The 22,376-nt window shown below is 66.4% G+C and carries 18 protein-coding genes; 7 read left to right on the forward strand and 11 right to left on the reverse strand.

What is annotated here, in order from left to right; translation table 11 throughout:
* Positions 1-30: 30 nt before the first annotated feature.
* From gndA to B9C43_RS22330, 5 genes are all read right to left on the reverse strand, one after another.
* Positions 31-1,464 carry an NADP-dependent phosphogluconate dehydrogenase gene (gene gndA, locus B9C43_RS22310; RefSeq protein ID WP_084428773.1) on the reverse strand — a complete coding sequence of 478 codons (1,434 nt, stop codon included), beginning with the start codon at positions 1,462-1,464 and terminating at the stop codon, positions 31-33.
* Positions 1,465-1,571: 107 nt separating this feature from the next.
* The gene (gene tesB / locus B9C43_RS22315) at positions 1,572-2,480 is read right to left on the reverse strand and encodes an acyl-CoA thioesterase II (RefSeq protein WP_084428774.1); all 909 of its coding nucleotides are present in this window, start codon (positions 2,478-2,480) and stop codon (positions 1,572-1,574) included.
* Between the two features lie 10 nt (positions 2,481-2,490).
* Positions 2,491-3,915, reverse strand: a complete 1,425-nt coding sequence (gene pyk / locus B9C43_RS22320; RefSeq protein ID WP_033381533.1) for a pyruvate kinase — start codon at positions 3,913-3,915, stop codon at positions 2,491-2,493.
* 215 nt (positions 3,916-4,130) lie between these two features.
* Positions 4,131-5,465, reverse strand: coding sequence for a pentapeptide repeat-containing protein (locus B9C43_RS22325; RefSeq protein ID WP_143446496.1), 1,335 nt, complete (start codon positions 5,463-5,465; stop codon positions 4,131-4,133).
* 51 nt (positions 5,466-5,516) lie between these two features.
* Positions 5,517-6,179 carry a DUF2461 domain-containing protein gene (locus tag B9C43_RS22330; RefSeq protein WP_033381537.1) on the reverse strand — a complete coding sequence of 221 codons (663 nt, stop codon included), beginning with the start codon at positions 6,177-6,179 and terminating at the stop codon, positions 5,517-5,519.
* 41 nt (positions 6,180-6,220) lie between these two features.
* Here B9C43_RS22330 and B9C43_RS22335 point away from each other — a divergent pair, with 41 nt between their 5' ends.
* Both B9C43_RS22335 and B9C43_RS22340 read left to right on the forward strand, forming a co-directional pair.
* Positions 6,221-6,460, forward strand: a complete 240-nt coding sequence (locus tag B9C43_RS22335) for a hypothetical protein (protein ID WP_084428776.1) — start codon at positions 6,221-6,223, stop codon at positions 6,458-6,460.
* A gap of 163 nt (positions 6,461-6,623) precedes the next feature.
* The gene (locus B9C43_RS22340) at positions 6,624-7,340 is read left to right on the forward strand and encodes a hypothetical protein (protein WP_084428777.1); all 717 of its coding nucleotides are present in this window, start codon (positions 6,624-6,626) and stop codon (positions 7,338-7,340) included.
* Here the strand turns inward: B9C43_RS22340 and B9C43_RS22345 are convergent.
* A complete protein-coding gene (locus tag B9C43_RS22345; protein WP_143446497.1) occupies positions 7,337-7,903 on the reverse strand; it encodes a GNAT family N-acetyltransferase in 567 nt (188 codons plus the stop codon). The genes B9C43_RS22340 and B9C43_RS22345 overlap by 4 nt on opposite strands.
* Entirely contained in the window at positions 7,900-9,345 is a 1,446-nt protein-coding gene (locus B9C43_RS22350) for an APC family permease (RefSeq protein WP_084428779.1), read from the reverse strand. The genes B9C43_RS22345 and B9C43_RS22350 overlap by 4 nt, the downstream gene beginning before the upstream one ends.
* A 109-nt stretch (positions 9,346-9,454) precedes the next feature.
* Here B9C43_RS22350 and B9C43_RS22355 point away from each other — a divergent pair, with 109 nt between their 5' ends.
* A complete protein-coding gene (locus B9C43_RS22355) occupies positions 9,455-10,102 on the forward strand; it encodes a GOLPH3/VPS74 family protein (protein WP_033381543.1) in 648 nt (215 codons plus the stop codon).
* An 8-nt stretch (positions 10,103-10,110) separates the two neighbouring features.
* Here B9C43_RS22355 and B9C43_RS22360 read toward each other — a convergent pair whose 3' ends face one another.
* Positions 10,111-11,124: a serine hydrolase domain-containing protein gene (locus B9C43_RS22360; protein WP_084428781.1), complete on the reverse strand. Its 1,014-nt coding sequence runs from the start codon at positions 11,122-11,124 to the stop codon at positions 10,111-10,113.
* 68 nt (positions 11,125-11,192) lie between these two features.
* Here B9C43_RS22360 and B9C43_RS22365 point away from each other — a divergent pair, with 68 nt between their 5' ends.
* Positions 11,193-11,894, forward strand: a complete 702-nt coding sequence (locus B9C43_RS22365) for an HAD family hydrolase (RefSeq protein ID WP_084428782.1) — start codon at positions 11,193-11,195, stop codon at positions 11,892-11,894.
* Here B9C43_RS22365 and B9C43_RS22370 read toward each other — a convergent pair.
* Genes B9C43_RS22370 through gltB form a run of 3 tightly spaced genes read right to left on the reverse strand, consistent with a single transcriptional unit; the run spans position 11,872 to position 19,388 of the window.
* Positions 11,872-13,308 carry an aromatic amino acid ammonia-lyase gene (locus tag B9C43_RS22370; RefSeq protein ID WP_033381545.1) on the reverse strand — a complete coding sequence of 479 codons (1,437 nt, stop codon included), beginning with the start codon at positions 13,306-13,308 and terminating at the stop codon, positions 11,872-11,874. The genes B9C43_RS22365 and B9C43_RS22370 overlap by 23 nt on opposite strands.
* 22 nt (positions 13,309-13,330) lie before the next feature.
* Entirely contained in the window at positions 13,331-14,842 is a 1,512-nt protein-coding gene (locus B9C43_RS22375; RefSeq protein WP_084428783.1) for a glutamate synthase subunit beta, read from the reverse strand.
* Positions 14,835-19,388 (reverse strand): glutamate synthase large subunit, encoded by a 4,554-nt coding sequence (gene gltB, locus B9C43_RS22380; protein ID WP_084428784.1) that lies wholly within the window; start codon positions 19,386-19,388, stop codon positions 14,835-14,837. The genes B9C43_RS22375 and gltB overlap by 8 nt, the downstream gene beginning before the upstream one ends.
* Before the next feature lie 448 nt (positions 19,389-19,836).
* Between gltB and B9C43_RS58570 the strand changes: the two genes are divergently transcribed.
* Genes B9C43_RS58570 through B9C43_RS22395 form a run of 3 tightly spaced genes read left to right on the forward strand, consistent with a single transcriptional unit; the run spans position 19,837 to position 22,372 of the window.
* Positions 19,837-20,589 (forward strand): ABC transporter substrate-binding protein, encoded by a 753-nt coding sequence (locus B9C43_RS58570; RefSeq protein ID WP_160096640.1) that lies wholly within the window; start codon positions 19,837-19,839, stop codon positions 20,587-20,589.
* Positions 20,590-20,636: 47 nt separating this feature from the next.
* On the forward strand, positions 20,637-21,596 hold the full coding sequence (locus tag B9C43_RS22390; protein ID WP_407657114.1) for a FecCD family ABC transporter permease: 960 nt from the start codon (positions 20,637-20,639) through the stop codon (positions 21,594-21,596).
* Positions 21,596-22,372 carry an ABC transporter ATP-binding protein gene (locus B9C43_RS22395; RefSeq protein ID WP_084428787.1) on the forward strand — a complete coding sequence of 259 codons (777 nt, stop codon included), beginning with the start codon at positions 21,596-21,598 and terminating at the stop codon, positions 22,370-22,372. The genes B9C43_RS22390 and B9C43_RS22395 overlap by 1 nt, the downstream gene beginning before the upstream one ends.
* Positions 22,373-22,376 lie beyond the last annotated feature (4 nt).

Here is a 22,376-nt window from a genome sequence, read left to right on the forward strand (position 1 = left end):
TTTGGCACCGGCCAAAACACTCACGAGGGGTCAGGCGTCGATTTCGTTGCGGTCGGCGCCCCACAGCGTGTGGAAGCTGCCGTCCTTGTCGACGCGGCGGTACGTGTGCGCGCCGAAGAAGTCCCGCAGGCCCTGGATGAGCGCGGCAGGCAGGCGCTCGGAGCGCAGCGCGTCGTAGTACGCCAGCGCGCTGGAGAAGCCAGGGACCGGAACACCCGCCTGGACGGCGGTGGTCACCACGCGGCGCCACGCGTCGACGGCATTCTCGACGGCGGTCCGGAAGTAGTCGTCGACCAGCAGCGACGACAGGTCCGGCGTCTTCTCGTACGCCTCACGGATGCGGTTCAGGAACACCGCGCGGATGATGCAGCCGCCGCGCCAGATGGTCGCCATGGCGCCGAGATCGATGTTCCAGTCGTACTGCTCGCTGGCCGCGCGCATCTGGTCGAAGCCCTGGGCGTACGCGACAACCTTCGAGGCGTACAAAGCCGCGCGCACGTCGTCAACAAGGGTCTCCGGCACCTGCACCGGCGTGTCCGAAGTGGACTGAAGCGCGGAACGCTGGTCGACGCGGGCCGACAGGGACCGCGCGAACACCGCCTCCGCGATGCCCGTGACCGGAATGCCCAGTTCGAGGGCCTCCTGCACGGTCCAGCGGCCGGTGCCCTTCTGCTCGGCCTGGTCGGTGATGATGTCCACGAAGGGCTTGCCGGTCTCGGCGTCCACGTGCCCGAGCACCTCGGCGGTGATCTCGACCAGGTAGGACTCCAGGTCGCCGGAGTTCCACGTGCGGAACACGTCGGCGATCGCCGACGGCTCCAAGCCGCCCGCCCGGCGCAGCAGGTCGTAGGACTCCGCGATCAGCTGCATGTCGGCGTATTCGATGCCGTTGTGCACCATCTTCACGAAATGTCCGGCGCCGTCCGGTCCGACGTGCACGCAGCACGGCTCGCCGTCCACCTTCGCCGCGATGTCCTCGAGGACCGGGCCGAGGTGCTTGTAGGACTCCACCGATCCGCCCGGCATGATGCTCGGGCCGTTCAACGCGCCCTCCTCGCCACCGGAGATACCGGTGCCGACGAAGTGCAGGCCGCGCTCCTTCAGCGCCGCCTCGCGCCGGCGGGTGTCGGCGAAGTGCGCGTTGCCGCCGTCGATGATCATGTCGCCGGGTTCCATCGCCTCGGCGAGCTCGTCGATCACCGCGTCGGTCGGTCCGCCCGCCTTGACCATGATGATCACCTGACGGGGTCGCTGCAGGGACGCGACCAGCTCGGCCGTGGTCTCGGCCGGGACGAAGTCGCCCTCGTGGCCGTGCTGCTCGATGAGCGCTTTGGTGCGGGCAAACGAGCGGTTGTGCACCGCCACCTTGTAGCCGTGCCTGGCGAGGTTCCGCGCCAGGTTGCTGCCCATCGTCGCTAGGCCGGTCACCGCGATGCGTGCCGTGCCTTCCGTGCTGTTCGCCATATGTACCAGCCTGCCGTATCAGCCCGTCCAGGGCTCGCGGGATATGTACGAGACGAGCCTATGCCGTACGGCGAGGCCCGCATGACGCCGGGCACAAGATCGCCAACCTAGTCGCGGACCCGCAGCAAGCCCTCTTGCACGACCGTCGCGATCAATGTGCCGTCCTGCGCGAAGAACCGCCCAGTGGCCAGGCCACGCCCGCCTGACGCACTCGGGGACTCGCAGTCGTAGAGGAACCACTCGTCCGCCCGGAATGGACGGTGGAACCACATCGCGTGATCCAGGCTCGCGCCGATCACGTTGTCCAGCCACCAGTATTTGCCGTGCCGGGCAAGCGGAGCGTCGAGCAACGTCATGTCTGAGGCGTACGCCAGAACACAGACGTGCAGCAAAGGATCGTCCGCGAGCTTGCCGTCGGCCCGCATCCACACTTGGTTACGGCCCTCGCGCGGCCCTTTGTCACGCGACAGCCACGGCGGCTCGGTGACGTAACGGATGTCGATGGGGCGGGGTATCGACCTCGTCGGGTCGAGCTTGCCCTTCGCGGCGGCGACCTGCTCGACGTACGTCGGCAGCTCGTCCGGCAGTGGCACGACAGGCATGGCGTCGGCGTGCTCAAGGCCGCGCTCGATCAGCTGGAACGACGCGGACAGCGAGAAAATCGCCTTGCCGCGCTGAACAGCGACCACACGCCGCGTGGTGAACGACCGCCCGTCGCGGATCCGGTCCACTTCGTACACGATCGGAATGCTCGGGTCGCCGGGCCGGATGAAGTACGCGTGCAACGAATGCACGTGGCGGTCCGACGGGACCGTACGGCCTGCGGCGATCAACGCCTGCGCGGCGACCTGCCCGCCGAACACCCGGATCGGGCGGTCGGCGGGACTGACACCGCGAAAGATGTTCTCCTCGATGACTTCGAGGTCGAGCAGGGCGACCAGTTTGTCGAGCACAGGTTGCCCCGCCGCGCCGGCCTGGTCAGGATCCGCTGCCGCGGCCCGCGCGACCTCTGTCATCGACTACTCCCTACGCGTGGTCTTCTTCCCCCAGCCGGTGTACCCGGATGAGGTTAGTTGACCCCACGGTCCCCGGTGGGGAACCTGCGACGATCACCACGAGATCGCCCGGCTGGTAGCGGCCGATGGACAGCATCGAGATGTCCACCTGGCGGACCATCTGGTCGGTCGAGTCCACCCGCGGCACCAGGAAGGTCTCGGTGCCCCACGTCAACGCCAGCTGGCTGCGCACGTCCTGCTCCGGCGTGAAGGCCAGCAGCGGCAGGTGCGTGTGCAACCGGGCGAGGCGCCGGACGGTGTCGCCGGACTGCGTGAACGCGACCAACGCCTTGGCGTTGAGGCGCTCACCGATGTCACGGGCCGCGTAGGACAACACGCCACGCTTGGTGCGCGGCACGTGGGTCAACGGCGGCACGGCCGTCGACTCGCTCTCGACCGCCTCGACGATGCGACCCATCGTCTTCACGGACTCGATCGGGTACCGGCCAACGCTGGTCTCACCGGAGAGCATGACCGCGTCGGCGCCGTCCAGCACCGCGTTGGCGACGTCGGACGCCTCGGCCCTGGTCGGCCGGGAGTTGCTGATCATCGAGTCGAGCATCTGGGTGGCGACGATGACCGGCTTGGCGTTCTCGCGAGCGATCTGGATCGCCCGCTTCTGCACCAGCGGCACCTGCTCGAGCGGCAGCTCGACGCCCAGGTCACCGCGGGCGACCATGATCCCGTCGAAGGCGAGCACGATCGCCTCGAGGTTGTCCACCGCCTCCGGCTTCTCCAGCTTGGCGATCACCGGCAGCCTGCCGCGGCCGACCCGGTCCATCACCTGGTGCACCAGGTCGATGTCGGCGGGCGAGCGCACGAACGACAGCGCCACGAAGTCGACGCCGAGCGAAAGCGCGAACTCGAGGTCCTCGATGTCCTTCTCGGACATGGCCGGTACGGACACGTCCATGCCGGGCAACGAGATGCCCTTGTTGTTGCTGACCGGGCCACCCTCGGTGACCTCGCAGACAACGTCCTGGTTGTCCACTTCCCTGACCACCAGACCGACCTTGCCGTCGTCGACGAGCAAGCGGTCGCCGGGCTTGGCGTCCCGCGCCAGCCCGTCGTACGTGGTGGACACGCGGTCGTGGGTGCCGACGACGTCCTCAACGGTGATTCGGACGACGTCCCCGTTCCGCCATTCGACCGGTCCGCTGGCGAACGTGCCAAGGCGGATCTTCGGTCCCTGCAGGTCAGCCATGATTCCGACGGCGTGTCCCGTCTCGTCGGATGCCGCCCGGACCACGTCGTACACCTGCTTGTGGTCACTGTGGCTGCCGTGGCTGAAATTCATTCTCGCCACGTCCATACCCGCCTCGACCAGTTCGAGGACTTTTTCCGGGGTCGCCGTGGCAGGCCCCAGGGTACAGACGATCTTCGCGCGTCGGCTCACGTTCGTGCAGCCTAGCCCCTTCATCTGAACCGATGCGGAACTACCACCCAGTAATTTCTCCAACGGTCATCTGAAAGCGACCTCGGCCTGCTCGGCGAGGTCGAAAGATTCACCGCAGTCCGTACATACGGCTTGCCCGGGCGAATAGGCCAGGGCTATCACGACCGGCGAATGCCCATGCTCAACGGCATCATCGGGTATGGGCTGCCAGCGTGTCAGGGCGCGTTGGGTGGGGCGCCGCGTTCGGCGAGCACGGGTGGTGGTTTCTCCGGCGAAGTCACCCGCAACAGGTAGCCCCAGGCGCCTTCGCGATCGGCGAGCCGGGCCTCGGCGTCATCCCGGGGCTCGCGGATCGCCCAGCCGCGCGGCCAGATCGACAAGCTCCGGTCGACGTCCACGCGGACCCGGCCGCCGTCGAGCATCGCGGTCGTGGCGAACCAGGCCTCGGTGAAGTCGACGTTTCCGCCGAACCGGGCGGCGCGCAGGTCGGCGTTGCGGGTGAAGTAGGAGCCGCGGAAGCTGCAGTGCGCGGCGAAGTACGCGCCAAGCGCTTCGACGTGCGCGCCGAAGCGGACGCCGTTGAACGAGGCGTCCTTGGAGAACGTCGACCCGCTGAAGTCCGTCTCCGCTGCGAACCAGGCTCCGGCGAACTCGCTGCGGCCGACGAACATCACCGTGCGGAATCCGCCGAGTGCGTTGAACGCCGCCTGCGAGAAATCGGCCATGCCCGCGAAGACGACCTTGGTGAACAGTGCTTCGCCGGTGAACTTCGCGCTGCCGAAGTCCGCGTCGCCTGCGAAGCCGGCGCCGGTGAAGTCGACGCGGCCGGCGAACCAGGTGGTGCGGAAGTCGGCGCGGCGGCTGACGAACCTGGCGTTGTAGAAACGGGCGTCGCTGGCGAACTGCGTACCGGTGAAGGAGATCTCGCCGGCGAAGTGGGCGCGGTCGAACGTGCCCAGCCGCACCCGGCACTCGCTGAGCCGGAAGTCGATCAAGGTCGCGCCGGACAGGTCGAGGTCGATGTCCGGCCAGAACAGGTCCTGTTCCGCGGGCCGCAGGTGCCCGGCCAGAATCCGCTGCGCCGCCACGCGGACGCCGCGTTCGGCCACGTCACCGACGCTGTCACCGGCCTGTTCAGGCGGTGCGTACGGCATTCTCAAATACGAGCAGATCACGTTCACGACGGTCTGTCGGTACTGCGGGTCAACCTGCGCCAGCCGCTCGAGCGCGTACAGCCCGGCAAGGCGCACCGGCGCCTTCTCGGACCCGAGTTGGTCGGCCGCACGGGCGTACGCGTCGGAGCCGCGACGTTCAGTGACGTCGAACTCACGGGCGGCTGCGGACTGTGACAGCCGCCAGACGTGCCATCCGGCGATCATGAGCGCGACCGCGAAGCCGGTCAGCAGGCCCAGAACCACCGCTGTGCGCACCGAATCCAAGGCCGGACTGCCGGTCAGCAGGAAGACCACGACGGCAATCACGGTCACGCCGAGCACGGGTGCAACGACGACCGCCGCTGCTCGCCACCAGGACCACGGGGTGCGTTCCATGCCCGTGATGGTGTCGTAACGGCCGGTCATTCACCACATCGGGTGCACCGGTCAGGCCGAACGGATGCTTACCCCGACGTGATCGCGGGCCCATTCGTTGAGCGGTCGCAGCTCACGCCACGCTTTGCGCACTCGCGTGAAGCACTCGCGTTCGTGCAGGAAATCAGCGGGTTCCCAGGTGCGCGCCGCGTACAGCGACTTGTGCTTGAGCAGCTCGATCCGCGGGTGATCGGCGTCATAGCCCTTCGGCTTGGTCTTCAGCCGCTCACCCAGGATCTCCCAGCCGGACCGGCGCAGCTTGTTCACCAACTGCTCGAACGCGGGCCCGTGCACGTCCTCGGCGATCGTGGCGCGGAACCGGGCGATCTGGTCGGCCTCGAGGTGGAAGCACCCGCCGCCGACCCGCAGGCCTGCCGGGCTGATCTCGACGTAGTAGGCGCCACCGCCACGGCCCTGCTCGATCACCCCGCCGCAGTGGGTCTTGTAGGGCGACTTGTCCTTGGCGAACCGGACGTCGCGGTACGGCCGGAAGACCTTGGCCGTGCCGAAGTCGGTGGCGAACTCGGCCGAGAGCTCCGCGAGCAGAGCCTCCATCGGCGCTTTCACGTCGTTGGCGTAGATGTGCTTGTTGTCTTCCCAGAACGCCTTGGAGTTGTCGGCCGACAGGTCGTCGTAGAAGTCGATGGCGTGCTCGCCGAACCCGGAGAACTTCACACAGCGGAGACTAGTTCGCACATGATCGGCACAATGGCCGGGTGTCTGACGAGCTGTTCCGCAACCGCGTGACCAGGAATTTGTGGCGCGCACCGCCGGTCGCGGTGGCCGTGCTGCTGGCGGCTTTCGCCTGGGGTGAACCGGTTGTCGCCGTGTTCGCCGCGGCTCCCGTGCTGATCTGGTGCCTGATGGTGGCGCGATCGGCACGCACCGGACTGATCGTCAGCGCGATCCTGTTCGTCCCGGTCATGTGGATCCTGCTGCCGCGTGTACTGGACTAGGTGTGCGTGGCGGTGAGCGAGCAGTCGCCGACGCAGGCGATGGTGGAGTGGTACATCTAGCAACGAGTTCGGGCAGGATGGCGGAATGTCCGGGGGTCAAGCACAGCGTCCCGGCATTCATAGAGCAAGTTGTTGCTACAGCGTTGATCGGCACAATGGCCGGGTGTCTGATGAGTTGACGGTCGTACCGTTTCACGAACGCCTGAGTCGGAACCTATGGCGCATCTTGCTGATCGCGGTGACCGTCGCGATGGCCGCTTTCGCTTGGCACGACCCGGTTGTCGCCGTGTTCGCCGCTGCTCCCGTGCTGATCTGGTGCCTTGGCATGGCGCGAACCGAGCAGACCGGGCTCGTGTGCGGCCTGATCCTGTTGGTGTTCGCGGCGTGGATCCTGTTGCCGCGCGACCTGGGCCTGTCCGGACGTTGGGTCCCTTCGGTCTACGAGGTGTGCGTGATCCTGCCGATCATCAGCGCACTGATCTGCGCGATGGGCCTGCGTGCACAACGGTCAGGCGGATGCGCCGGCGCCATCGGACTCTCCGCATTGGTCCTCGCCGGGTTTGTCACGGCCGGCTTGACCGTCCTCGACGACGCCGAGGGGTACACCGGCGCCGAAGGTGTGTGGCCGGGTCCTTCGGGTCTACAGGTTGTCGAACTCGACTCGAGCTGTGGCTCCGGCGGCTGTACACGATCAATGGAAGCCACCGGAGACCGCGCGGCGGAGCAGATGCGTGACTACCTGGACTCGCGCGGCTTCACCACTCCCGGGTACAGCAAGGAGTGGACATGCCGGATCGACGGGCTCCTGCTGACGTACAAGGTATGCGCGACAGTCAAGGAAGTCACGCCGACCGCAGTCCAGGTGTCCTGGTCGAACTAGCCCGCCCGCCACATCGGGTACATCCGTGCGTCCGGGTCCGGATCGAACGGTGTCCCGATGTGTTCGAAGCCATGTCGTTGGTACAGCGGGATGCTGAGCCGCGAACTGGCTTCCAGGTACGCGGGCATGTCGCCGAGAGCCGACAAGTCGTGGGCGAGCAGATCACCGCCGATGCCGTGCCGTTGGTGATCTGGGTGCACCGCGATGAACTGCAGGTGCCGGTGTTCGCCGCGATCCGGGTGGTGCTCGGCCATCAGCTCGGACAAGTGCTCGAACTTCTTGGCTTCCTCATCGGTCAGCATGTCGAACAACGACATCACGTCTTCGTCGTCGTCACTGCTGGGAAACCAGACGGTGGCAGCGAGTCCGTCTTCCCGTAAGGAGATCGAACCGCCTGATTCGAGCGCGAGCAAGGCGAACGTCCGGAAGAACGGCGGTTGGACTGCCCTGCGGCGATCGTCGTCGGGAAACAGCCAGACGCTCACCGGATCGGTGTGGAACGCCGCAGCCAACAGCTCTCCGACATCCGGTAAGTCCTTGGTCGTGGCCGTACGAACGGTCAATGGATGCCCCCAATACCCCCAACTTTGGCGTACACAGCTGGTTTGCTGCGGCGCAACACCACACTACGCACAAAACCGGCAATCGCGGCGAGCAGCAGCAGACCCGGCAGGATCCAGCGCAACGGCGAGTCCTCCTCCGTGCCCACAAGGACATCGAAGTTCGCCAGGATCAACACGAAGATCGCGGTCAGCAGAACCGCGGCCAGCCCGGGCGCGATCACTCGCTGCCACACGGTTTCCGGGCCGCCTCGGCCGCGGAAGAACATGATCACCGAGATGGACACCATGATCATGATCAGCACGACACCGGTCGACGCGGTCACCCCGAGCCAGGTGAAGAGCTCGAAAATCGGTTCACGGCCTGCGATCGCGAACCCGCTCACCACGACGAGCGCGGTCACCGACTGGGTCAGCGATCCGACGATCGGGGAACCGTTGCGCCGGTTGGTCCGGCCGAGCGCGTCCGGCAGCACGCCTTCTCGGCCCAGCGCGAAGAAATACCGGGCGACCGCGTTGTGGAAGCTCAGCAGTGAGGCGAACTGGCTTGTCAGGAACAGGACGTACGCGACGTCGGTGACCGTCGAGCCGAGATGTTGCCCGCTGATCCCGAAGAACACGCCTGGACCGTTCAGTGTCGCCTGCTCAACGATCTGCGACGGCCCGACACCGACCGCCATGGCCAGCGAAGACACCGCGTACAGGCCCGCGGTCAGTCCAATTGCGACATACGTGGCCCGTGCCACGGTCCGTGCCGGATCGCGCGTTTCCTCGCCATAGGTTGCGGCTCCCTCGAAGCCGGTGAACACGGCGACGGAGAACGCGAACACCGCGCCGACTCCCGTGACGAACAGGTTGGCGGGATCCAGCGGCGCCAGCGAGTTGCCTTCCGCCGGGTTGAGCAGGCCGGCCAGGTCGATCACGACGATCGTCGCGCATTCCAGGACCAGCACGACGCCGAGCACCTTGGCGTTCAGGTCGACCCGCATGGCCCCGAGCACACCGACCACCAGGAGGATCGCCAGTCCCCACAGCCACCACGGGGTGTCGATACCGGCTTTCTGCTTCAGGAAGTCCGCGACCGACCAGCCGAACAGGCCGTACACACCGATCTGGATGCAGTTGTAGGCCACCACCGCCACGAACGAGACCGCGACACCTGCCGGTCTGCCGATGCCGTTCGCCACATACGGATAGAACGCGCCCGCGTTCGTGATGTGCTTGCTCATCACGCCGTAGCCGACAGCGAACAAGGCCAGAATCGGCGCGAGGATGATGAATGCGACCGGCACGCCGATGATTCCGGTGACCGCGTAGGTCGTCGAGATCCCGCCGGCGATCGCATACAACGGACCGGACGCGGCGACCACGAAGAAGACGATCTGTACGACACCCAACCTGGGTTTGGCGAGACCACGCGTGAAGCTCGACGCCGAGGTCACCATGATTTGGTTGTCCTCCTGCAGGATTGGACACGACGCCGCGGAAGTATAGGATCAAGTACTGCGGTTATCCATTGGTTCGGTGTTAATTCTTTCCATACCAGGAGTCCAGGTGCGCCTGAACGGCCTGTCGCTGTGCGAATCGTTGTTCTTCCTCGGCCACGACCCGTTCAGCGGGAAAGCCAGAATCCGGGGCGGCCTGCTCGACATCGGTCTGTCTGCGGCGATACTGGCGGATTTGTTGTTCGACGAAAGGATCACGCTCGACCACGGATCAGTGGTATTGATCAGCCGTTACGCCACCGGCGAGCCGATCGCCGACCGGATGCTGGCGCGCATACTCGCCGAAACGGAGCAGCACGGTATCCGCGATTGGGTGGAACACCTCGCCGACGGGATCTTCGATATCGTGGTCGAGAATCTCACAGTCCGGGAACTGGTTACTCCAGTAGAGAAACGTGGGATGTTCAAGCATTCCCTGCACTACCAGCCTGCCGATCTTCGTATCGCGTCGGGTCCGCGCGCGTCGATCAGATCGATCATGCTTGGTACATCACGGTATGACCTGCCGACGGCGACTCTCGCATTGATCGCGTGGACAGTAGGGCTCGACGATATCTGTGAGCCCGAATTGTCGCGAAAACAAATCATGGACTGGGTCGATCGGGTGAAAAGTGCGATCATTCAGCCGTTCCGAGGACTGATCTCCGGGACCGACGCGGCAGTCGCAGCGGCCGTCTACGGCGGCAACCGGAGTTAGGGCGGCGCTCAGGCCGTCATGATGCGTCGTGCTTCTGTTCGCAAGGCGATCAGCCGTTGACGGTCACGGGACACGAACACCGCGTTGGACAGCACCACCATGAACCGGCCCGTACTGGGCGACAGATACAGGCTGGTCCCGGTGAAGCCATGGTGATACGCAACGTCCTTCTCCGGCACGAGAACCCACGCGAGTCCCCGGCGGATCGGCCCGTCGGTCGCGTGCACCTTGAAGCTCTCTTGCGCGTACGCGTCGGCTTTGGCCCATTCGACCGTGGCGCGGGCGAATCGCGCAAGGTCGTCCACAGTGGAGAAAACACCGGCATGCCCGGCGACACCGCCCATCAACGCGGCGCTTTCGTCGTGCACCACGCCCCATGCCGGCCGGGTACCGACAAGCCTTTGTTCGGTCGGGGCGACGTCGTTGCCAGCGGGCAGTGGGCCGTATGTCGTGCTGTGCATTCCCCATGGCCGCCAGAACCGGTCCCGTGCGAGGGTGTCCAGTCCTTCGCCGTGAATTCGCTCAAGGACAAGGCCGAGCAGGATGAAGCCGCGGTTGATGTATTTGAGGCGTTCGCCCGGCTGGGCTTCCAGGTCTTCGCCGATGATGAGTTCGGCGAGGTCCGTGCCGGTGCCGAGGTACTCGTCGAAGCGGGTTGTCGACCGCAATCCAGTGGTGTGGCTGAGGATCTGCCTGATCGTGATGGCCGATCCCGGGCCGGTCAACGAGCCGAGGTAGCTGCTCACCGGTTTGTCGAGGTTCAGCTCACCGTCTCGCACCGCTCGCCCGGCGAGTGTCCAGGTGGTCACGATCTTGGTCAACGAAGCCACGTCGTAACGCGTTGCCGTGGTCGGCGGGACCTCGGCAAGGCCGGTTGCGACCACGCCCGCGGACACCACACGCGCGTCGTCCTGGGTTCCTACGATCGCGATGGCTCCGGGTGCGCCGCCGCTGGCGACGAACCTCGTTATGGTGTCGCTCAAGCGCTGAGCGCTTACGTCCAGCCAGTCCACTTCGGACATAGGATCGTCACCCCTGGTCGACTTTAGCGACGACCACCTGGCATGTCCATCCGGTAGGTTCGGTGGACATGCGACGGATTACCACAGTTCTGCTGGATGTCGGCGGCGTGTTGTTGCTTCCGTCCTCCGAGGTCATGCGGGCCGCGATCGGCCATTCGGGCATTGACACCACTGATGAGCAGCTACGCCGCGCGCACTATGCGGCGACCGCCGCGACAGACGCCAACGGCGGCCCGGACCGGGTTGAGGTTTACCGACGGACATTCGCCAAGACGTGCGGAGTACCCGCCGAATTCGAAGACGCCGTCCACGACCTGCTCACGGATCAATTCACCGGCTACACCTGGCAACGCGTCGCGCCCTGTGCGAAGGAAGGGCTCGAACTTCTGCTCGCGAAAGGGTTCCGGGTGGGCGTCGTGTCGAATTCGGTGGGGACGATCGAGGAAATGCTCGCCACCGCCGAAGTCTGCCAGGTCGGCGGCGGGCCGTGCGCGGCCGTCGAGGTGATCATCGATTCCGCTGTCGTCGGAGTCAGGAAGCCCGATCCGCGGATCTTCCACATCGCACTCGCCGAGATGGGCGCCGACGCCGCGGAAACCGCCTACGTCGGCGACACCGCACGGGCCGATGTCGACGGTGCCCGTTCTGCCGGATTGTGGCCGATTCACCTCGACCCGTACGGCGATTGCCCCGATCCGGCCGGGGATCACGACCACCTCGACCGGTTCGACCGGCTGTGCGATCTGCTCACGTCCCGGTCAGGTGAGTGAGGGCGGCCGCGGCCCGTTCCACGTCCGCGGTCAATGACCGGTCTTCCAACCGTGGATCGAGAATCGCAGCCATGTGCTCGTATGCCTCGCGGATCGGTAGATCGACCAGGTCGGCCATACGCATTCGCAATGCCCGCACAGCCGCCACAAGTTCGCAGCCAAGGACAATCCGGTAAGCGGCGGCGACTTGTGCGGCTTGACGCGCGGCTTGCGTGGAGAACGAAGCGTGGTCCTCCAACCCACGGGAAACAATCGCACTCCCCAACGTGACGGGCAAAGCGGCCTGCCTCAATTGAGCAAGTGCGTCATGCGCAACGTATTCCAGGATCATCACGCCGGAACTGCCCGGCGGACCGGACACCAGGAAAGCGGGGAGATCGGTCAGGTCAGGCTCGACCAAATCGCCCAGCCGTGCCGCGGAAAGCTCGGCGACGTGATGCACCGTCGCTCGTGCGGTGTCGAGCGCTGTCGCCACGTACGCGGTATGGAAATGCGCGTTGTGGTAGACGTCGTTGTCCTGCACCGACATCATCGGGTTCTCCGTCGATGCGTTGATCTCGGTCGTCAACACCTGTTCCAGATATGCCACCGCATCCAAGGCGGGGCCTTGCACTTGCGGGAACGCCCGCAGCCCATACGGGTCCTGCAGACGACGGCCCGGCATTGGCACCTCTGCCATTCCCAGCAGCCGCCGCATTTCCGCAGCGACTTCCACCTGACCGGGATGCGGCTTGGCTTCGTGCACAGTGGACGCGTATGGCTCAGGCGAACCACCCAAAGCGATGTAGGACAGCGCAGCAACGGTATGGCTGGCACGCAACAGTTGCCGTAGCTCGACCGTGACCAGAACAGCTTCCGCGAGTGTGGCCGCGTTGCTGCTGAGGAAACCGAGCGCCTCACCGACACCGAACTGGATGGGTGCCATTCCCCCAGCGGCCCAAGCCTTTTCTCCGGCAAGCGTCAGCGCCGTCTCCGCCAACGCGGTCAAATCACCCGTACCGATCGCGCCGATCCGGTGAATTCCCGGCAAGCTGTTGGAGTTCAGCGCGTCGGCCACCGCGAGCAGGAGCCTGGGATGCACACCCGATCGTCCGGCGGCGAGCTGGTTGAGCCGGATCAACAGCATCGCCCGGACCAGGCCCGGCGGCATCAGCTCACCGACACCACCGGCGTGGCTGCGGATCAACCGGAGACTGTCGTCCGACGTGCCCTCGGTGACGACAGATTTGTTGGCTCCCACACCCGTGGTCCGGCCGTACACGGCGCGACGTGAGATCGCTTCGCGTTGCAGCTTCCATGCCGCCTCGGCATCGTCCAGCGACGCCGGGTCCACGCTGACCCGCACGTCACCGGACGTGAATCGGACGACATCGTCCAACGACAACGACGCACCAGTGAGGACAATCTGAGCCATGCCTCAGATTGTGCGCCTCGCGTCAAACAACGGCCAGAGGCAGCGCGGTCGGGTGCACCGGAGCTGGCAGGTCCGAGGCGCCCGTGAGGTACGCGTCAACGGCGTTGGCCACCGAGCGGCCCTCCGCGATCGCCCAGACCACAAGGGACGCACCGCGATGCGCGTCACCACAGACGAACACACCCGGCGCGCTGGTCTGCCAGTCCGACCCGCACGACAACGTGCCGCGCTTGGTCAGCTGCAGGCCCAAGCCGTCCAGCAGCGGCATGTGCTCGACGCCCTCGAACCCGATCGCCAGCAGGACCATGTCCGCCGGGATGGTCTCCACCTCGTCGGACACCGGTGTCACCGCGCGCAGGCCGGTCTCCGGGTCCTTCTCGACCCGGACAGTCTGCAGCTCCACCAGACGGACGTTGCCGTTGTCGTCACCGACAAAGCGCTTGACGGCAACGGCGAACCGGCGCTCGCCCGCTTCCTCGTGCGCCGGATATGTCCGGAGCACGACCGGCCACACCGGCCAAGGCGAACGCGTGTCGTCGCGGACGTCCGGCGGCTTCGGGTACTGGTCGAGCTGCGTCACGCTCAGCGCGCCCTGACGGGTCGCTGTGCCGTAGCAGTCCGCACCGGTGTCACCGCCGCCGATCACCAGAACGTGCTTGCCTGCGGCGCTGATCGACGACGGGCCGTCGCCTTCGCACTCGCGGTTGGCCGGGACCAGGTGTTCCATGGCCAGGTGCACGCCCTTGAGGTCGCGTCCGGGGATGTCCGGCGCATCCCGGCCACGCAGGGCACCGACAGCCAGCACGACAGCGTCGAACGAGGCGCGAAGCTCCTCAACGGACAGTCCGCTGCCACCGACCTCACAGCCGGTCACGAACTTCGTGCCCTCGGCGCGCAGCTGAGCGAGCCGCCGGTCGAGAACCTTCTTCTCCATCTTGAACTCGGGAATGCCGTACCGCAGCAGACCACCGAGCCGGTCGTCCCGCTCGAACACGGTCACCTCGTGTCCAGCACGGGTCAACTGCTGTGCGGCGGCGAGACCGGCCGGACCGGAGCCGACCACCGCGACCTTCTTGCCCGAGGACACAGTGGACACACGAGCGGCCACGGTGTTGCTGTCCCACGCGACTTCGGCGATCGTCTCTTCGACACGCTTGATGGTGACCGCGCCGCCGGAGTCCGGCGAGATGGCCAGCACACAAGCCGTTTCGCACGGCGCCGGGCACAGCTTCCCGGTGAACTCTGGGAAGTTGTTGGTCGCGTGCAGCCGCTCACTGGCCAGTTCCCAGTCACCACGGCGAACCAGGTCGTTCCACTCCGGAATCAGGTTGCCCAGCGGGCAGCCCGCCGAGCCGGAGTGGCAGAACGGGATGCCGCAGTCCATGCAGCGGGTCGCCTGCTTGCGGACCTGAGTGTCGCGTTCGGCCGGTGAGAGGGCCTCGTAGACCTCACGCCAGTCGCCAAGCCGGTCGTCGATCGGCCGCTTCGGGGCGTTGCGGCGGGGAATGGAAAGGAAACCGTTCGGGTCAGCCACGGGACGCCTCCATCACTGCCTCGTCGACGTCACGGCCTTCGGCACGAGCCAGTCGCATTGCCTCCAGGACGCGCTGGTAGTCGCGCGGCATCACCTTCGTGAAGGACACCGACCGCCGGGTCCAGTCGCCGAGCAGCGAAGCCGCGACGGCCGAACCGGTCAGCGTGTGGTGGCGGGTCACGGTGTCGCGCAACCACTCCAGATCGTCGGCGGTGAGCCGCTGCAGGTCGACCATCTCGGTGTTCACCAAGGCGGGCTGCAGATCGAGCACGTACGCGACGCCGCCGGACATGCCTGCGGCCAGGTTGCGGCCGGTCGGGCCGAGCACCACGGCACGGCCGCCAGTCATGTACTCGAACGCGTGATCGCCGACGCCTTCGGCGACGATCACCGCGCCCGAGTTGCGCACGCCGAACCGTTCACCGACCCGGCCGCGCAGGTAGATCTCGCCTGAGGTGGCGCCATAGCCGATCACGTTGCCCGCAATCACCTGGGCCTCAGCGGCAAAGGGCGCGTCCGCGTGCGGGCGGACGACGATTCGCCCACCGGACAAGCCTTTGCCGACGTAGTCGTTCGCGTCGCCGACAAGATCGAGGGTGATCCCGCGCGGCAGGAACGCACCGAGCGACTGACCAGCCGACCCGGTCAGCGTCACGTTGATCGTGTCCTCCGGCAAGCCGTCGCCGCCATAGCGCCTCGTCACCTCGGAGCCGAGCAGCGTGCCGACCGTCCGGTTCACGTTGCGCACCGGCAGTTCCAGCTTCACCGGGTGCGCATCTTCCAGCGCCGCTTCGGAAAGCTGGATCAGGGTGCGGTCAAGGGCGTGCGCCAGACCGTGATCCTGCTCCCTGACCTTGCGGGGAGCGTTGTTGTACGTGTTCGCCGGGACCTCGAAGATCGGCTTGAGGTCAAGCCCGCTGGCCTTCCAGTGGTGGATGGCCTCGTTGACGTCCAGCATCTCGGCGTGCCCGACAGCCTCGTCGATGGTCCGGAAACCCAGCTCCGCCAGCAGTTCGCGGACCTCATTGGCGATGAAGTGGAAGTAGTTCACCACGTGCTCGGCCTTGCCGGTGTACCGCTTGCGCAGCACCGGGTTCTGGGTGGCGATGCCGACCGGGCACGTGTCCAGGTGGCAGACCCGCATCATCACGCAGCCCTCGACGATCAGGGGTGCGGTGGCGAAGCCGAACTCCTCGGCACCGAGCAGCGCGGCGATCACCACGTCCCGGCCGGTCTTCATCGCACCGTCCACCTGCACGGTGATCCGGTCGCGCAGACCGTTGAGCATCAACGTCTGGTGCGTCTCGGCGAGGCCAATCTCCCACGGCGTTCCGGCGTGCTTCAACGAGTTCATCGGCGAGGCACCGGTTCCGCCGTCGTGGCCGGAGATCAGCACCACGTCCGCGTGCGCCTTCGCCACACCGGCCGCGACCGTCCCCACACCCAGCTCGCTGACGAGCTTGACGTGGATCCGGGCTTGCTCGTTGGCGTTCTTCAGGTCGTGGATCAGCTGCGCCAGATCCTCGATCGAGTAGATGTCATGGTGCGGCGGCGGGGAAATCAGCCCGACGCCCGCGGTCGAGTGCCGCGTCCGGGCGATCCACGGGTACACCTTGTTCGGCGGCAACTGGCCGCCCTCACCCGGCTTCGCGCCCTGCGCCATCTTGATCTGGATGTCGTCCGCGTTCACCAGGTACTCGCTGGTGACGCCGAAGCGGCCGCTTGCGACCTGCTTGATGGCCGACCGGCGCTCCGGGTCGTAGAGGCGCTGCGCGTCCTCGCCGCCCTCACCGGTGTTGGACCGGCCACCGATCCGGTTCATCGCGATCGCCAGTGTCTCGTGCGCCTCGGCGGAGATCGAGCCGTACGACATGGCACCGGTGTTGAACCGCTTGAGGATCGACTCGATCGGCTCGACCTCGTTCAACGGGATCGGCTGGCGCTCACCCTTGCGCAGCTTGAACAGCCCGCGCAGCGCGCCACCCTCCCGGTTGAGCCGCTCGACTTCCTCGACGTACTTGCGGTACACGTCCTGGCGGCCGGTCTTTGTCGCGTGCTGCAACAGGAACACGGTCTCGGGCGTGAACAGGTGCAGTTCACCCTCGCGGCGGTAGGCGTACTCGCCGCCGCTCTCCAGCCGCCGGTGCACCCGGTCGGTCGGGTTCTCCGGATGGGCGCGGCGGTGCCGCTGCGCCGCCTCCTCGGCGATCACGTCCAGCCCGACACCGCCGAGCTTGGACGAGGTGCCAGTGAAATATTCGGCCAGGACGTCGTTGGCCAGGCCGAAAGCCTCGAAGACCTGGGCGGCGGTGTACGCGCCCACGGTCGAGATGCCCATCTTGGACATGATCTTCAGCACGCCCTTGACCAGGGCGGTGACGTAGTTGCGGACGGCCTTGCGCGGCTCGATGCCGGTGATCGCCCCGCTGCTGATCAGGTCCTCAATAGACTCGAACGCCAGGTACGGGTTCACCGCGGCGGCGCCGTAACCAAGCAGCAGCGCGATGTGGTGCACCTCGCGGGCGTCGCCGCTCTCCACCACCAGCGCGACCCGCAGCCGCTCCTTCGTGCGCACCAGGTGGTGGTGCACCGCGGAGACCAGGAGCAGGGACGGGATCGGCGCCATCCGGTGGTCGGAGTCACGGTCCGACAGCACGAGCGTGCGGGCACCCGCGGCGATCGCTTCGGACGCCTCGCGGCGCACCCGTTCGATCGCAGCCTCAAGCGCCTTGCCGCCGCCGTCCACTTCATACAGTCCGGACAGGACAGTGCAGGCGAAGCCAGGCAGATCCCCATCGTCGTTGATGTGGATCAGCTTGGCCAGTTCATCGTTGTCGATGACCGGGTACTGCAGCTGGATGTGCCGGCAGGTGCGCGGGCCGGGGTCGAGCAGGTTCTGCTCAGGGCCCATGATCCGGGCCATGGAGGTGACCAGCTCTTCGCGGATCGCGTCCAGCGGCGGGTTGGTGACCTGGGCGAAGTTCTGCTTGAAGTAGTCGTAGAGCAGCCTCGGCCGCTTGGACAGCGCGGCAGGCGGCGTGTCGGTGCCCATCGAGCCGATCGGCTCCGCGCCCTTCACGGCCATCGGCGTGAGCAGGATCTTCAGCTCTTCCTCGGTGTAGCCGAAGGTCAGCTGGCGACGCAGCACCGACTCGTGCGTCTGCACCACGTGCTCGCGGTTGGGCAGGTCCGACAGCTGCAGCAGGCCGGCGTGCAGCCACTCGTCGTACGGCAGCTGGTTGGCCAGCTCGGACTTGATCTCGTCGTCGCCGACGATCCGGCCGGCCTCGGTGTCCACAAGGAACATCCGGCCCGGCTGCAGGCGGCCCTTGGCCACGATCTGGTCCGGCGGTACGTCCAGCACACCGGTCTCGCTGGCGAGCACGACGCGGTCGTCCGCGGTGCGCCACCAACGCGCGGGCCGCAAGCCGTTGCGGTCCAGCACAGCGCCGACGACCGTGCCGTCGGTGAAGGTCACACAGGCCGGGCCGTCCCACGGCTCCATCACGCTGGCGTGGAACTGGTAGAACGCGCGGCGCGCACCGTCCATTGTGGCGTGGTTCTCCCACGCCTCCGGGATCATCATCAGCACCGCGTGCGGCAGGCTACGGCCACCCAGATGCAGCAGCTCGAGGACTTCGTCGAACGACGCGGAGTCCGAACCGTCCGGGTCGACGATCGGGTACAACCTGGTCAGGTCACCGGGAATCAGGTCCGACTCGAGCAGCGCCTCACGAGCGCGCATCCGGTTGCGGTTACCGCGAACCGTGTTGATCTCACCGTTGTGCGCGACGAACCGGAACGGGTGCGCCAGTGGCCACGAGGGGAACGTGTTCGTGGAGAACCGGCTGTGCACCAACGCGATCGCGCTCTCCAGCCGCTCGTCCTGCAAGTCGGTGAAGAACTTCGGCAGCTGCTCAGTGGTGAGCATTCCCTTGTAGACAAGAGTGCGCGCGGACAGCGACGCGAAGTACATGCCGTACCCGGCGGTCCTGCTCTCGTGCTCGGCACGCTTGCGCAAGCAGAACGCCAGCCGGTCGAGGTCGATGCCGGTCGGCACGCGGCCACCCGCATCTTCTTGCCCGGCAACGAAAAGCATGGCGAAATGAGGCATCACCGACCGCGCCGTCGGGCCCACATCCGCCGCGTCCGGCGCGACCGGCACGTCACGCCAGCCGAGAATGGTCAGGTTCTCTTCGGCGGCAACGCGTCCGATCAGCTCCATCGCCGCGGTTCGCTCACTGAAACCCGCGGGCAGGAAGGCGATCCCGGCCGCGTACTCACCCGCCTCCGGCAAGTCGATGCCTGCCACCGCCCGCAGCAGCCGGTCGGGCAGCTGGACCAGGATGCCGGCGCCGTCGCCGCTGGTCGGTTCCGCCCCGGCCGCGCCACGGTGCTCCAGGTTCGCCAGTGCTGTCAGCCCATCCGAGACGATGCCGTGCGATCGGCGGCCGAGAATGTCGGCGACCATCGCGACACCGCAGGAATCGCGCTCGGTGGTGGGGTCGTACAGTCCTTGGGAACCCGGGATGGCGGAGAAGATCATGAGCAGACCTCCCTCGTCGTCCTCGCGCTCAGGTATTTCCTTCTTCTGGGCGCGGGACGCCGATGGCCCGCTTAGTTGACGTGACCTTAACAGCCGCGAAACGCAAAAAACACTCTTGCAGAGTGAAATCCGTCGGCCTAGGTAACGATTCGATTGATCGGAACGATACTGCGCCGGTCAGGCTGGACTTCGTTCGTCACGCTAAGCATAACCGACGTACGGGTTACCCGCGAAATACGACAAACCACCTGGTAGCGTGCCTGCAATGAGCTTCGCACGCCGTGTGTCGGCGCTGGGGTTGTCGCTACTGAGCGTGTTTGCGCTGGTCTCCTGCGCTACCAGAGAGCAACCGTCGACTTCGCCCGCGCCGACTCAGCCGGCCTTCCCGGCGACGCTGACCGCACCCGACGGTAAGCAAGTTGTAATCGAACGCCAACCGAGCCGGATCGTGTCGCTAAGCCCTACGGCCACCGAAGTGTTGTTCGCCATCGGCGCGGGCAAGCAGGTGGTCGCTGTGGACGACCAGTCGACCTACCCGGCCGAGGCGCCGCGTACCCAACTGTCCGGGTTCAAGCCCAATGTGGAGGCGATCACCCAGCAGAACCCCGACCTGGTCGTGGTCGCGGCCGACCTCAACGACGTGGTCGGCGGGCTGACCGCGGTGAAGATCCCGGTGTTGCTGCTGCCGACGGCCAAGGCGCTCGACGACGCGTATGCACAGTGGACACTGCTGGGCAAGGCGACCGGGCAGGTCGCACAGGCCGACAACCTCGTGGTCAGGACACGTGACGCCATCAAGAAAGTAGTGGACACCACACCGGCGAAACCGTTGAAGTACTACCACGAGCTGGGGCCGGACCTGTTCACCGCGACGTCCGGCACGTTCGTCGGCCGGGTGTACGCGTTGTTCGGCCTGCAGAACGTGGCCGACCCGGCGAACACCCCGGCCGCCGACGGCTTCCCGCAACTCGGGCAACAGGCCCTGTTCCAGGCCAATCCCGACCTGATCTTCCTCGCGGACACCAAATGCTGCGCCCAGACCGTCGAGACCGTTCGCGCCAGGCCACAGTGGTCGACCCTGACAGCCGTGCAGCGCAACAACATCGTGGCACTGGACGACGACATCGCCTCCCGCTGGGGACCACGGATCGTCGACCTGGTCAACCAGGTGTCCGCCGCGGTGAAGCGAGCAGCAGGCTGAGAACTCAAGGCCTCTCCGGTCGAGCACTGGTCGTCGCACTGGTTCTGGTGGTGCTGGCCGCGCTCAGCTCGTTGTTGCTCGGCGTGTCCAGCCTCGGGTACCACCGGGTGCTGCAGGAGATCTGGGCGCAGGTGACCGGTGGCGTGTCGCCGCTTTCCTCCCGGGAGGCGGCGATTCTCTGGTACCTGCGGGCGCCCCGGGTCGTACTGGCGGCTTTGGTCGGCGGGGCGTTGGCGATCTCAGGTGCGGCTTTCCAAGGCGTGTTCCGCAATCCGTTGGCGGATCCGTACTTGTTGGGTGCCGCGGCCGGTGCGGGGCTGGGCGCGACCATCATCGTGGTGAGTGCGCCTTCGTGGAGCATCGCCTTGCCGCTCGCGGCTTTTGTCGGTGCGCTTGGCGGAGTGGGACTCTCGTGGGTGCTGAGCCAGTCCGCCGGGAGCGGTCCGGCGATGCTGCTGCTCGCCGGGGTGGCGGTGGCCTCGTTCCTGACGGCTGTCCAGACCTTTGTGCAGCAGGCGAACATCGAGACGATCCAGCGGGTCTACTCGTGGATGCTGGGCGGGCTCAACACAACCGGGTGGCGTGAGGTTGTGCTTTCGCTGCCGTACATCGCGGTCACGAGTGTGGTGCTGTGGTTGTGTGGGCGGCTGCTCGACGTCCTGGCCGTCGGTGACGAGGAGGCGGCGTCGCTCGGGATCCGTCCCGCCCGCGTTCGCATGCTTGTGCTGGGCGCGGCTTCTTTGGCCACGGCGGCCGCTGTGTCTGTCGGTGGGCTGATCGGGTTCGTGGGGATTGTCGTGCCGCATATCGTGCGGTTGCTTGCAGGGGCCAGCTACCGGATTGTGTTGCCGTTGTCCTTGCTTGGCGGGGCGGCGTTCCTGATCGTGGCCGACGAGATCGCGCGGACGATCCTGGCTCCGGCCGAGCTGCCGATCGGAGTGATCACGGCGTTCACCGGAGCGCCCTTCTTCTTGCTGGTGCTACGGATGAACAGGGCGGGCCGGTGATGCTGGAACTGGTGGACGTCAGCGCCGGGTATCGCGGGAAGACCGTGGTCTCCGGCGTGTCGGTGTCGATTCCGCGGGGCAGCTGGCTGGCGATCATCGGGCCGAATGGCGCGGGCAAGTCGACTTTGCTCAAGTCCATTGCCGGCCTGGTCTCGTATTCCGGCTCGGTGCTGCTGGACGGCAGGCCGGTGCAGGATCTGAGCGCTCGGGAACGGGCTCGGGCTTTGGGGTACGCACCCCAAGTTCCCTTGCTGCCCGAGGGGTTGTCGGTGACGTCTTATGCCTTGCTCGGGCGTACACCGCATTTGGGGATTTTGGCGCGGGAAGGTCCCCACGATATGGCTGTGGTCGACCAGGTTCTCGCCCGGCTGGACCTGTCCTCGTTGGCTGGGCGGCTGCTCCGGACGCTGTCCGGCGGGGAGCGGCAACGGGCCGTGCTCGCCCGGGTTTTGGCGCAGCAGACCGGAGTTCTGTTGCTGGACGAACCGACGACCGGACTGGACATCGGGCACGCGCAGGCGCTGCTGGACCTGGTCGACCGGCTGCGGACCGAGGACGGGACGACCGTCGTCTCCACTTTGCACGACCTGACCTTGGCCGGGCAGTACGCGGACCGGCTGCTGCTTTTGGACCGTGGAACCGTTGTGGCTTCAGGGGATGCTTCCGCGGTGTTGGACGCATCGGTGTTGGCCCAGCATTACTGCGCCCGGCTGGTCGTCATGGAAGGACCGGACGGCAAACCGGTGGTGGTCCCGAAACGCCGCCCGATCGAGTGATGCA

The sequence above is a fragment of the Kibdelosporangium aridum genome (assembly GCF_900176515.1).
Classification (GTDB): Bacteria; Actinomycetota; Actinomycetes; order Mycobacteriales; family Pseudonocardiaceae; genus Kibdelosporangium; species Kibdelosporangium aridum.